At 44.7% G+C, this 12,725-nt stretch carries 8 protein-coding genes; 4 read left to right on the top strand and 4 right to left on the bottom strand.

What is annotated here, in order from left to right; all coding sequences use genetic code 11:
- The first annotated feature begins 204 nt into the window (after positions 1–204).
- Positions 205–1,974, top strand: coding sequence for a monovalent cation:proton antiporter-2 (CPA2) family protein (locus L5M18_RS06305; RefSeq protein ID WP_263196274.1), 1,770 nt, complete (start codon positions 205–207; stop codon positions 1,972–1,974).
- A gap of 94 nt (positions 1,975–2,068) precedes the next feature.
- Here L5M18_RS06305 and L5M18_RS06300 read toward each other — a convergent pair whose 3' ends face one another.
- Positions 2,069–4,519, bottom strand: a complete 2,451-nt coding sequence (locus tag L5M18_RS06300) for a TonB-dependent receptor (protein ID WP_263196272.1) — start codon at positions 4,517–4,519, stop codon at positions 2,069–2,071.
- Between the two features lie 860 nt (positions 4,520–5,379).
- On the opposite strand from L5M18_RS06300, the gene aceB reads away from it, so the two are divergent.
- The 3 genes from aceB (at position 5,380) to L5M18_RS06285 (ending at position 9,400) form a co-directional block, all read left to right on the top strand.
- On the top strand, positions 5,380–7,029 hold the full coding sequence (gene aceB / locus L5M18_RS06295) for a malate synthase A (protein WP_263196270.1): 1,650 nt from the start codon (positions 5,380–5,382) through the stop codon (positions 7,027–7,029).
- A 140-nt stretch (positions 7,030–7,169) separates the two neighbouring features.
- Positions 7,170–8,495: an isocitrate lyase gene (aceA, locus tag L5M18_RS06290; RefSeq protein WP_006080842.1), complete on the top strand. Its 1,326-nt coding sequence runs from the start codon at positions 7,170–7,172 to the stop codon at positions 8,493–8,495.
- A 536-nt stretch (positions 8,496–9,031) separates the two neighbouring features.
- Positions 9,032–9,400, top strand: a complete 369-nt coding sequence (locus tag L5M18_RS06285; protein ID WP_006080843.1) for an acyl-CoA thioesterase — start codon at positions 9,032–9,034, stop codon at positions 9,398–9,400.
- Positions 9,401–9,480: 80 nt separating this feature from the next.
- On the opposite strand, the gene L5M18_RS06280 is transcribed toward L5M18_RS06285, so the two are convergent.
- The 3 genes from L5M18_RS06280 to yiaY form a co-directional block, all read right to left on the bottom strand.
- Positions 9,481–9,687, bottom strand: coding sequence for a hypothetical protein (locus tag L5M18_RS06280; RefSeq protein WP_028760719.1), 207 nt, complete (start codon positions 9,685–9,687; stop codon positions 9,481–9,483).
- Between the two features lie 288 nt (positions 9,688–9,975).
- Complete coding sequence (locus L5M18_RS06275; protein ID WP_028760718.1) at positions 9,976–10,341, bottom strand: hypothetical protein; 366 nt, start codon at positions 10,339–10,341, stop codon at positions 9,976–9,978.
- A gap of 850 nt (positions 10,342–11,191) precedes the next feature.
- Complete coding sequence (yiaY, locus tag L5M18_RS06270) at positions 11,192–12,340, bottom strand: L-threonine dehydrogenase (RefSeq protein WP_028760717.1); 1,149 nt, start codon at positions 12,338–12,340, stop codon at positions 11,192–11,194.
- Positions 12,341–12,725: the final 385 nt, after the last annotated feature.

The raw sequence follows: 12,725 nt of genomic DNA, 5'->3' as shown, positions 1-12,725 counted from the left end.
CTCTAAGCGCTCTTTTACTCTGCTTTGTTACTCCAGTTGATTTCCCCTACGCTTAAGTGTTTTTCGTATCAAAAATTTCTCATTTTTAATGAATTGCCTTGACCTTGTTAATAAATAAATGGGATATCATAGCTGATAATTGCCTAGCTATTGCTGGGTCCTTACATAGAACAATGCGCATTCCCTTTTTCCGTTGGAGCCTTCATGGAACAGTCGAGTTTACTCACGTCGGTGCTGCTATTTTTATTGGCGGCGGTTATTTTTGTTCCTTTGGGTAAACGTTTTGGCGCGGGTCCTATTCTTTCCTATTTGGCCGCAGGGATTATTTTAGGCCCTGGTGGTATGGCGTTGGTTTCTGATCCTGCAGCCGTGTTGCATTTTGCCGAGTTAGGTGTGGTACTTATGCTGTTTGTACTTGGACTCGAATTGAATCCAAGTAAATTATGGGAACTTCGCAGTGCTATCTTTGGTTTAGGCAGTGGTCAGCTGTTGTTGTCATGGGCTGCGATTGGAGGTTTGGCTTGGGGCTTTGGTTTGTCTATTGAGGCGGCTTTAGTGGTTGGTGCCGCGCTATCTTTATCATCGACAGCCTTTGCCGTGCAGTTAATGAGTGAGCATAGGTTGCTCACAACCCCACTTGGACGTGATGCTTTTGGGGTCTTGTTAATGCAAGATCTTGCGGTTATCCCTATGTTGCTGCTGACAGCATATTTGGCGCCCAATTCTGCTCAGATTGAACATCATGCGGTGCCTTGGTACTGGACGTGTCTTGCGCTCGTTGGTTTTGTGTTAGTGGGTAAATATTTACTGCCTAAATTCCTTAAACTAGTGGCAAGCAGTGGGGTGCGTGAAGTGCTCACCGCTTTTGCATTATTGCTGGTCATGGGTAGCGCTGAGTTAATGGAGTGGTTGGGACTTTCTGCGGGAATGGGGGCATTTTTGGCGGGTATTATGCTTGCTAACTCAAGTTATCGGCACCAGCTCGAAACTGACATAGAACCTTTTAAAGGCTTATTGCTTGGGCTGTTTTTCATGGCTGTCGGTATGAGTATGGATTTGAAATTATTAATATCTGATCCGTTACTTATTCTGGGCATTTTAATGGCTATGTTGCTGATTAAAACCTTTGTGCTTATGGTGTTGGGGCGCATTCGGCACCACAAATGGCGGCCTAGTATTGCACTAGGTTTGATCCTTGCTGAAGGGGGCGAATTTGCCTTTGTGCTGTTATCTCAGGCGCAGCTATCTGGTATTGTCGGCGATAAAATTGCGCAAGTCCTTGTGCTTGCTATTGGTTTGTCTATGGCAATAACGCCTCTATTGTTTACTTTGTTCCGAGCAACTAAAGCCAAAGTGGTGGATACTCGTCTGCCAGATACGATTAATGTCACCGAATCTGAAGTGGTGATTGCTGGATTTGGTCGAGTAGGCCAGATCACGGGGCGTATTTTGGCCTCATCAGGTATCCCTTTTGTCGCCTTGGATAAGGATGCGAGTCATGTGGATGTAATTCGTAAATACGGTGGTGAAGTGTATTTTGGTGATGCCAGACGCTTAGACATGTTGATGTCGGCGGGGATTGCTCGGTCTAGATTACTATTGCTTGCCGTGGACAGTGTTGAGGATTCCATTGAAATTGCTCAGCAAGTGAAAACGCATTTTCCCCATATCAACATAGTCGCGCGGGCGAGGGACCGTAACCATGCTTATCGTTTGATGAGCCTTGGGGTGACGGATGTGTTTCGTGAGACCTTTGGTTCGGCGCTATCGGCCAGTGAGAAGATTCTCCAAGGTCTAGGTTTATCGCAGGTACAAGCCAATGAGCGGGTAAAAATCTTTGCTGAACATGATAAGAAACTGGTGATTGCTAGCGCAGCCCATCAAAATGATTTAGCGACGTTAATCAATCTATCGAATAAGGGTAAGGCAGAGTTGGAATCCCTCATGCGTGGCGATAGGGAGAATGTGAGTTAATGTTGTCACTCTGATTTGGATATAAAAAAGAGAGCATAAATGCTCTCTTTTTTTATTGGTTTACAACATCAAATTTAACGCTGATGTTTAAGTGTTAAAAGCTATAGCTGTATTGCAGTTTGACGTTGCGTTCTTCACCCGGCATACCACCGAGGAACATGGCTTTACTGTAATAGTCTTTATTGAAAAGGTTATTAATGTTCAGCTGGATTTTCCAAGAATCCGCGTTGTAGCTCACCGCCGAGTCAACGACGGTATAGCTAGGCACATAACCGTCTGGAATACCAAATGAGCTTGAGTGCGTACTGCGATCATCGACAAATTTTGCACCAAGGCTCAGCTCGATTGGGCTTGATAATCTAAACCAATCCGCGCCATAGGTGACCCAAGCACTGGCAGTGACATAAGGCACACCTTTTTGACGGCTGTCGTAATTTGCGACGTCATTCGGGTTTTGCTTATCCCTTGCATCTTGGTACATGCCATTAAGGTTAACGCGCCATTGATCATTCAGGTGGGCATTGAGATCGAGTTCGACCCCCTGAGTATCTTCGCTGCCATCGTAAAAATACACGGGAATATTAGGGGTTAATATGCCATTGGTATAATCAGGGTTGTTATAGGCGACATTAGTACGCGAGCTTTTAAAGAATACCAGTGAGCCAAGTAATTGATCCTCAAATGCTTTAAAGCGCATGCCTAGATCATTGCTAATTGATTCTGAATCATCTCGGTCGGTAGCATTATCTTTTACTGCATCAAGTACACTGTAAGCGGTGCGCCCTTTAGAATGGTTGATGAAAAATGATAAATCCTCAATCGGCATGTAGGTTAACCCTAGGTTATAGGTCATACCGTTATCTGTGGTATCGGCTTCTGGTGTCGCTTGGGATTGGCTAGTGCTATAGCGTGGATCAACACCAAAGTGCTCATAGGCTTGTTTAATCTCATTAAAGGCAACACCAATACGCGTGGTAAAGCCGTATGGTAGATAACTGACATGTTGTAAACCTACGCCCCAAGCACTGACTTTTTTGTCATAGTTAGCAGTTTTGAGTGGGTCATAGTCCTCGAATTTACCTGTGCCCCAGTTAGGATTGCGGATGTCGTATATATAAGGCAGAGATCCTTGGTAAATGATTTTGCCATCTTTGTTTTTATAGATTTGATCGGCATCGAAGATAGAATATTGCTGGAAGCGAATATTACGGTCTTCGTAGTTGGCATTGACCAATAATTCATTGTCTATATTGCCAATTTGGAAGTCATAACGTAAATCGGCAAAGTACTGCCACGAAGTCTCGTCGGCATCCACTTTACGGTATTCCTGACGTCTTGCAGCAAAAGGATAAAGCACGCCGTTTTCAACTAATGGCGCGCGGGGATCAGCGTTGATCGGGTTTTTGCCTTGTTTCCAGTAGACGTAGTTATAAGCACCTGTTTGGCGGGCGAAGCCTGAAGTGTAGTCGCGATACTGTAATTGCTGATTAAGAAACAGATTATCGTTGAAGTAAATATTATGGGTTAGTTTAAATCTTAACTCTTCGCCTTCATTGTCCTTCGCCATTGGTGAAATCAGCCCTGCATCACCAAATGAATAGGGCCTTAAGCCGTCAGCGCCCGACAACGAGTCCGCTAGCTGCTGACGCTGTGCATCGGTCAGTTGTAGACCCTTACCACTTGGATCGTTGATCAAATCCTGCCAAGTGACCTCTCCCGCGCTCTTACCGCCGACTGAATCGGCGTTGTAAATTCGAATCGGGTGGCCAATAGAGTCAACGGCAATAGCATCTTTGATGTAAGCACCTGAAAGCATTACATCTTGGCTATCACTTAATACCCATTTTAAGGCGCCATAGATTTCGTCTCTGTCTGTACCGATATCGCGATACCCATCACTGCGGCCGGATTTTGCCACTAAACGGTAGGCGACATCATCATTCAGGGCGCCTGTGCTATCCAGAGCAAGGGAGTAGGTATCCCATTGTCCAACTTCGGCGGTAAATTTGTTTTTTGACTCGAATTGCGGTTTTTTCTCAATTAAATTGATGACGCCGCCAGCACTCCCCATGCCATAGAGTCCAGTCGCTGGGCCTTTTAATACTTCTACGGATTCAACGTTGGTTAAAGAGCGCGTGGGGTTGAAAGTGTTACCAAGGCCTGCACCGCCATACATACCGTCATAGGTGTAATTTGCGCCTAAACCACGGATGACTATGTTGTCACCGATGCCATAGTTATTACCCGCTTGAGTCACACCACTGATGTTACGGATCAAGTCTTGCAGATTATCTGTACCTTGGGTTTCGATCAGTTCTTGGTCAACAATTACAACTGCAGCGGGTGTTTCCATGAGAGACATGTCGGATTTAGTCGCTAGCCCTGAATTTTTCACCACTGAGTTTTGTCTGCCATAAACTGTGATGCGCTCAACGTTGGCTTCAGTATTTGCTGATACCGAGTTCGAGTTAGCTTCGGCGGATGCAGTTTGCGATAAAACGGAAAGGCAGGCGAGTGCAGTTAGTGACAAACGAAATGATTTCATTAATGGTTCCCCCAAATAAATAGGTCGCGAATAGTAATGATTTGCATTTAAGTTGGCAACATATGTTTCAGATGTCGTGGTTGAAATGTGCAGTGCTGCGAATAAGTGTTACGAAAAGGCATGTATTTGAGGAAGTAAGGTATGGGTTCTCGTAGGAGAAAAGCTTCATAAAAAGTCGCGTCTAAGTTCCATCCCGCTGTAATGTCAAATTTGTTTCATTTTTTTTATAAAAAAGTGATTTATTTTTTGAGTTAACCATCACATCCCACCTTGTTGATCGGGAAACGCAACCTGGTACTTAGTTTGAATCGCACATGATACTTATTTCGTTTACGTAAACGTCAAAATGAAACGGTCGTTTAAATTTGTGACAATGGCAACAGTCTTTATCATTATGATTTATATGAATTTATCTGACTTACCTCTAGGTTAGTTCAAAACATTGAGCATTTTCTACTTAGGTCTAATAGAGTAAAAATGATGTAATAATAAATTTACTATAAGTTATTTAATTACGTAATTAATTACTTTGCGTATTGATTGGTAAAGTTGTCTGACAAGTTTCATTTAACTGCAATTGTCATATGTGATTAAAATGTTCAATTGCATATTTATCAGTTATTTGTTGTTTATTTTATTGCTTGGTCAGACCAATTTCAGCATGGTTTTTACTTAGGTTAATGCATGTTTTTGTCAATCTTGGACTGTTGCAAATACAAACGTTTGTCGGTAAGTTTTAGTTCGAAACAAACATTTGATGGTTTTTTGGTGAGTTTATAAGCAGTGGTGATTGGGGATGCTACTGCTTTATATGTCAGCGTTAAGCCTGTGATAGTGGAGCCTCTTGGGAGGGCATCAAGATGACGGAACACACTTTGAGTGAACAGCAATTGAATTCAACACTGGGTAAAGCTACAGCAAACGCCACGCTGAATATTGTGGGGCGTGACATTCCAGGCCAAGAAGTCATATTTACCGAAGGGGCTGTCGCCTTACTCGAATCCCTTTGTCGTGAGTTTGCCGACGAAGTACCTGCCTTACTCGCTAAGCGTAAAGAAAAGCAAGCGCGTATCGATAAAGGGTCATTACCCGACTTTCTGCCTGAAACCCGCGCTATCCGTGATGGTGCATGGCAAATCCGTGGGATCCCAAATGATCTGCTCGACCGCCGCGTGGAAATCACAGGTCCCGTTGAACGTAAGATGGTGATTAACGCACTTAACGCCAATGCCAAAGTGTTTATGGCCGATTTCGAAGATTCTTTAGCACCAAGCTGGGAAAAAGTCGTCGAAGGTCAAATCAATCTACGTGATGCCGTGCGTGGTGATATTGAGTACACAGCACCGGACACGGGTAAGCACTATAAATTAGGACCAAATCCTGCAGTGCTTATCTGCCGCGTTCGTGGTCTGCACCTTAAAGAAAAACACGTGCAGTTTAATGGCAAAGCGATTCCTGGCTCACTGTTTGATTTCGCACTGTATTTCTACCACAACTATCGCCAACTTTTGGCCAAGGGCAGTGGTCCATATTTTTATATTCCTAAGTTAGAAAGTCATATTGAAGCGCGCTGGTGGGCAAAAGTGTTTGCTTTTGTTGAGGAACGGTTTTGTCTGCAAGCGGGCACGATTAAATGTACTTGCTTGATTGAGACTTTGCCTGCCGTGTTCGAAATGGACGAAATTCTCTATGAATTACGTTCCAATATCGTAGCGCTCAACTGTGGTCGTTGGGATTACATCTTCAGCTATATCAAAACATTAAAACGTCATAGCGACCGAGTCTTACCGGATCGCCAAGCCGTCACTATGGATACGCCTTTCTTAAGCGCTTATTCAAGACTCTTGATTAAGACCTGCCACAAACGCGGTGCCTTAGCGATGGGCGGCATGGCAGCCTTTATTCCTGCTAAAGATCCTGCTCAGAACGAAGCCGTATTGCAGCGGGTGCGTAAGGATAAAGAACTAGAAGCGCGTAACGGCCACGATGGCACTTGGGTAGCGCACCCTGGCCTTGCCGACACCGCTATGGGGATTTTCAACGAATACATAGGCCAAGATCACTGTAATCAATTACATATTACCCGTGATGTCGATGCGCCAATTCTGGCTAGCGAACTGCTTAAAACCTGCGACGGTGAGCGCACTGAACAAGGGATGCGTCTGAACATTCGTATCGCCCTGCAGTATTTAGAGGCGTGGATCAGCGGCAATGGTTGTGTGCCCATTTACGGCTTAATGGAAGATGCGGCTACGGCTGAGATCTCTAGGGCTTCAATTTGGCAATGGATCCAACACGGTAAGTCGCTATCAAACGGCAAATTAGTGACCAAACAACTCTTTAAAGACATGTTGGTTGAAGAGCTGTCGAACGTGAAAAAAGAAGTGGGTAGCGACAGATTCACCCATGGCAAATTCACCCAAGCAGCGGTGTTGCTTGAAGACATTACCACCTCCGACGAGCTGGTCGATTTCTTAACCTTACCCGGTTACGAAATGCTGACAGCTTAGAATGAACTCATTTGCTTGAACCGTTTTAGGTAAACCAGATTTAGCTGTGGCGGGGCTACCGTCAACCAAACAATTTAGCAGAGTGAAACTGGGGGGCAGTTTCATGATAGCTACAACATCAAAGATAAAGGAGCGACACTATGACTAAGGCAACGACTCAGACTTCACGTCAAGAGCAGATTGATGCAATCAAGAGAGATTGGGCAGAAAACCCACGTTGGAAAAACGTGCGTCGTCCTTATACCGCAGAAGAAGTGGTTGCGCTTCGCGGTTCAATCGTGCCTGAGAATACTATCGCTAAGCGCGGTGCTGCTAAGTTATGGGAATTGGTTAACGGTGGCGCTAAAAAAGGCTATGTGAATTCATTGGGTGCGTTAACGGGTGGTCAAGCGGTACAACAGGCGAAAGCGGGTATCGAAGCGATTTACCTTTCAGGTTGGCAAGTGGCAGCCGATGCTAACTTAGCCGGCACTATGTACCCAGATCAATCTTTATACCCTGCCAACTCAGTGCCAGCTGTGGTGTCACGCATCAATAACTCATTCCGTCGCGCCGACCAAATTCAGTGGGGCAATGGCGTAAATCCAGAAGATGAAAAATTTGTTGATTACTTTCTGCCAATTATTGCTGATGCAGAAGCGGGTTTTGGCGGCGTATTAAATGCCTTCGAACTGATGAAGTCGATGATCGACGCGGGCGCTGCCGGTGTTCACTTTGAAGATCAGTTAGCTTCAGTGAAAAAATGTGGCCACATGGGCGGCAAAGTATTAGTGCCAACCCAAGAAGCGGTACAAAAGCTGGTTGCTGCACGTTTAGCGGCGGATGTGAGCGGTGTCGATACGCTGGTTATCGCACGTACCGATGCTAACGCGGCCGATTTGTTAACTTCAGATTGCGACCCATACGATCGTGATTTCGTGACTGGCGAGCGCACCAATGAAGGTTTCTACCGTGTTAAAGCCGGTCTTGACCAAGCGATTTCTCGTGGTCTGGCTTATGCTCCGTATGCGGATTTGATTTGGTGTGAAACCGCAAAACCGGATCTTGAAGAAGCGCGTGTTTTTGCTGAAGCGATTCATGCTCAGTACCCAGATCAGCTGCTTGCTTACAACTGTTCGCCTTCGTTCAACTGGAAGAAAAATCTGGACGACGCCACTATCGCGCGCTTCCAACAAGCATTATCAGACATGGGCTACAAGTACCAGTTCATCACTTTAGCCGGCATCCACAACATGTGGTACAACATGTTCGACCTCGCTTATGACTATGCTCGTGGCGAAGGTATGAAGCATTATGTTGAGAAAGTTCAAGAAGTTGAGTTTGCTGCAGCGAAGAAAGGTTACACCTTCGTCGCGCATCAACAGGAAGTGGGCACAGGTTATTTCGACCAAGTGACTACGGTTATTCAAGGTGGCCATTCATCAGTGACTGCACTGACTGGGTCTACCGAAGAAGAGCAGTTTTAAGCAGTAAGCAGCGCTTAGGATGATCCATTGTGATTGTGGATCACTCCTCAGCACGCCTTACATTGATATATGTGGTGAGGCGTGGTTAAAAACTCGAAATAGAGGGCAAGGGCGGACTGTGATGAGTTACCGAGCTTGCAGCTTAAATCTCGAGTTGAGTATGAAAGAGTGTTACCCGTAAGCCTGTGTTTAGCTGCTCTGCAGCTGTTGTCCCCCGTGCAGTTCGCCTACATGTGCTGTGCGGGTTTTTAAGTCAAATTTTGTGACTTAACTTCCTACCCAGTAAGTTTTTGCTTGCCTTAGTTTGGCGACTCTATGAGTCGCTATTTTTTTGCTTATTGGTTCACTATTGCGCTGATTAATATGGTGCAACTCTGATACGGCTTGGTGCAATAATCGGATTATTTTACAGCAACTTATTGCTATCTCATTGTTATTTAATAACTATCAAATGTGGCCTGAATAATGCTCTGAATATTACGGGAAGTTACAGTGCATTAAAGCTGATTATTGGCATTCACATTGAGGTCACCGCCATGAAATATTACAGTCGCCGTTTAGTTAAACCTGAACATTTAAATCCAGCAAATACCCTGTTTGGCGGTCAGTTGCTCAGTTGGATAGATGAGGAGGCCGCTATTTTTGCTGCCTGCCAGATGAAGAGCACAAGTCATGTGACTAAGTTGATTTCTGAAATCAACTTTATGACGCCAGCGCATCAAGGGGATGTGATTGAGTTTGGTCTGGAGCTAGTGAGTCTCGGCCACAGCTCGATTACTGTCAGCTGTCAAGTACGTAATAAGATGACGCAGGCGCCAGTGGTGAGTATAGATAAGATGGTGTTTGTGCATGTGAATGCCCAAGGATTGCCCGTTCCCCATGGTATTCGGGCGAATGCGGCTTAAGGGGCGTGGCGCTTAAAATGCGTGATGCTTAAATGTATAAGATGCTTAAAATGAGCAGTGACGCCTAGGCGTCACTGTCATTAGTCTTTGGTTAAATCTTCTTTTACCGATTTGACCGCATCCCGTGAAGCATGACCTATGGCTTTTGTCGTGTCTCGAGTCGCGTGGCCTATCTCAGTGGTGACTTCTTTAGTCGTTGTGCCGATGGCACGGCCTGCGTCCTTTAAATCCGCACAGGCGGATGTAGCGAGTAATAAAGGAATAATAATGAGCGTCGCTTTATTCATTGTGATGCCAATCCTCAATTTAAGTTCGTAACTCAATTTACTGGGCCTTGCCATTTTTACTGTGCAAAATGACATTCGGGACAATATAACAGATCTTGAGCTGAATCACGCTATGGCGACATTATCTGCTGAGCCGCTGTTGCAATGCTTCTGTTCGAGTATCAACCGAGTGAGTGAAACTAAGAGCATTAAATGACGTCGTGGATTGAGTTATCGAACTCGACAAATAAAAACGCCAGTGGCGTTTTGCGCACTGGCGTCTAAGGTCGCTAAATAATACTGCAAAGATTATTCGAGTTTGGCTAAGCGTTGTTGATAGTCTTCAATCAGGTGCTGCATGATTTCTTCAGGCGCCGCATCGTCACAGCAATCGTCTAAAAAGATTTTAAAGGTGACTAAGGCATGGCCGTCGTTTTTGAGTCTATCACTCTGCATTGAGAAGTAAGCATCTTCATTTTCGGCTTTACGAACCACAAACTTATTCGTTTCGAAGGTTTTTTCCCCAGAAAGCTCGTGCCATTTAGTGATGCGATTTAACGCGATCTCACAGGACTGGTTCATTTCAATATGATTTAACCAAGTAACGGGATGTTCAGGATCTTTGTAATGTGGACATCTAACTGTGTAGTTATATACATGGGTGATTGCAGTCATAGCGTACCTACCTGTTCGAGGATATTGTTGCCATCATAGGCATCGTTTTTGAATTCGGTCAATCATTAATTAAGTCTATTTAGCCTTGATGTTTTTTGACGGAGAAGGATAGTTACTGCATGAAAATTAACCATTTACTTAATCTGTCATGTCTCTATTTAGCATGAGTTTTATGCCAATAACTTTGTGCTAGATCTCAGTTTTGGGTGAAGTTTCGCTTTTGCTGAATTACTGATTAATAAAGCAACAACTTGGTCGTCAGTAAGTCTTATTGATAAAAAGAGCGAACAGCGGAGTAAATAGGTTAATTAAACTTTGATGGGAGCTATATGAGTAAGTGGCAGCATAAGTTGTCGTAGAGGAAACGCAGAAGGCAGAATGGACAGAGGCCCATTCGTTAGAACGGGCCTCTCAGCTGGCTTCATCTTTTGCAGGGAAAAAGCGAACTGGGGCCATCTTATCGGATCTGTAACAGTCTGTAACCCACAGAGATCACGTTTTTTATATCATTTTGCTATGAATATTTGAGGTTCAGATCCTTTCTTCTTGAATATGCAGATTTGTGAGTGTTTTGTCAGTGCAAAGGTGCATAGACACTGAGTTTTATGTTGGTTTTTGTTACTCAATTTTTAAGATAGCAACTTACCTCGCCATCTTGTTGATACAGGTGTAAAAAAGGCCCCAATAGTGCAGCAATAATCTGTGCACTATTGGAGCCTAAAACGAATTCATTGGAGGATGAAGTCGTGTTTACGCACTAGCAGGACAATAAGTCGTTATCCAGCAAGTTAGCGCACGATTGTTGTGTGCTAACTTGCGATTGGTAAGGTATGGCGCTTACAGCGCACAATTACAGCGCATTAGTGAAGATCTGACAGATCTCCGCATGGGTCGCTTGTTTTGGATTGGTGAATCCACAGGCATCTTTTAACGCGTTATCCGCAAGTGTTGGAATATCTTCCGCTTTCACGCCTAATAAGGTCAGGTTTTCAGGGATCTTAACCGCAACAGACAGTTTTTTGATTGCCGCTATCGCCGCACTGGCACCTTGTTCATCTGTCATCGCAGACACATCCACGCCCATAGCCTTGGCAATGTCTTTTAAGCGCGCAGGGACGACCTGGGCGTTGTATTCCTGCACATGGGGCAGCAGCAAAGCGTTACACACGCCGTGGGGCAGATCGTAGAAACCGCCTAATTGGTGCGCCATCGCATGCACATAACCTAAACTGGCATTGTTAAACGCCATACCCGCTAAGAACTGGGCGTAGGCCATTTGTTCACGGGCGTTGATGTCTTGACCGTTTTCAACTGCGTTGACTAAGTTAGCTTGAATCAATTCCATGGCCTTGATCGCACAGGCGTCGGTGATCGGGTTAGCTGCAATAGACACATAGGCTTCAACTGCGTGAGTCAGTGCATCCATACCGGTTGCGGCCGTGAGGCTCGCAGGCTTTTTCAGCATTAACTCAGGGTCGTTGACCGACAGCAAAGGCGTGGTGTGCTTATCGACAATCGCCATTTTAATGTGGCGGGCTTCGTCGGTAATGATACAAAAGCGCGTCATTTCACTGGCAGTACCTGCCGTCGTATTAATGGCCACTAACGGCAACTGTGGTTTTGCGGATTGATCTAACCCTTCGTAATCCTTAATGCTGCCGCCATTGGTGGCAACAAGGGCGATACCCTTGGCGCAATCATGGGGTGATCCGCCGCCGAGTGAAATCACAAAGTCACACTTGTTGGCTTTTAACAGGGCTAAACCCGCTTCGACGTTCGTCACTGTTGGGTTAGGTTGTACGCCATCATAGATGGTGGAGGTAATACCATTTTGACCGAGTTTTTCGGCCACTTCACCCACTAAGCCAATCTTGACTAAGGGTTTATCTGTCACTATGAGTGCGTGTTTAAAGCCTAAGGTTTTGATGTCACCGATAGCATCATCCACTGCGCCTTGGCCTAATACGTTGACAGAAGGAATAAAAAATTTAGCAGCCATAAAATCCACCTATTTGCTTGTAAAGATTAAGTTGTGTTCTTTTCTGGTGATCAAGCTACCAATTTGGAGGTAGTGAAAGTGTGAGCTTGATCGAGTTCGGCGCTTATCTGGGGGTAATTTCCCACTAAAGTTGGAACTGGGTAACTAAATTTCGGACTTTTATGACGGGTATTAGTGTTGGCGTACGATATGGTTTTTTTAGCGTTGTTAGCGCCCCTGGTGATGCATCATTTCTGTGCATTTTTCGTTTACTTTTTATCCCACTTTTTATCCAGAGTTTGACGGCTCAATTGTTAAATCTAACAGTGGTTAAACCTCATGAATACTCTCATTTGTAGCATTAACTCCAATTAATTAGTTTGATATCTAATATTAATTTATGCGT

Source organism: Shewanella sp. SM20 (assembly GCF_025654545.1).
Classification (GTDB): domain Bacteria; phylum Pseudomonadota; class Gammaproteobacteria; order Enterobacterales; family Shewanellaceae; genus Shewanella; species Shewanella oncorhynchi.
Note: the sequence above shows the minus strand (reverse complement) of the source record. Positions and strands in the feature narration are given on the sequence as shown.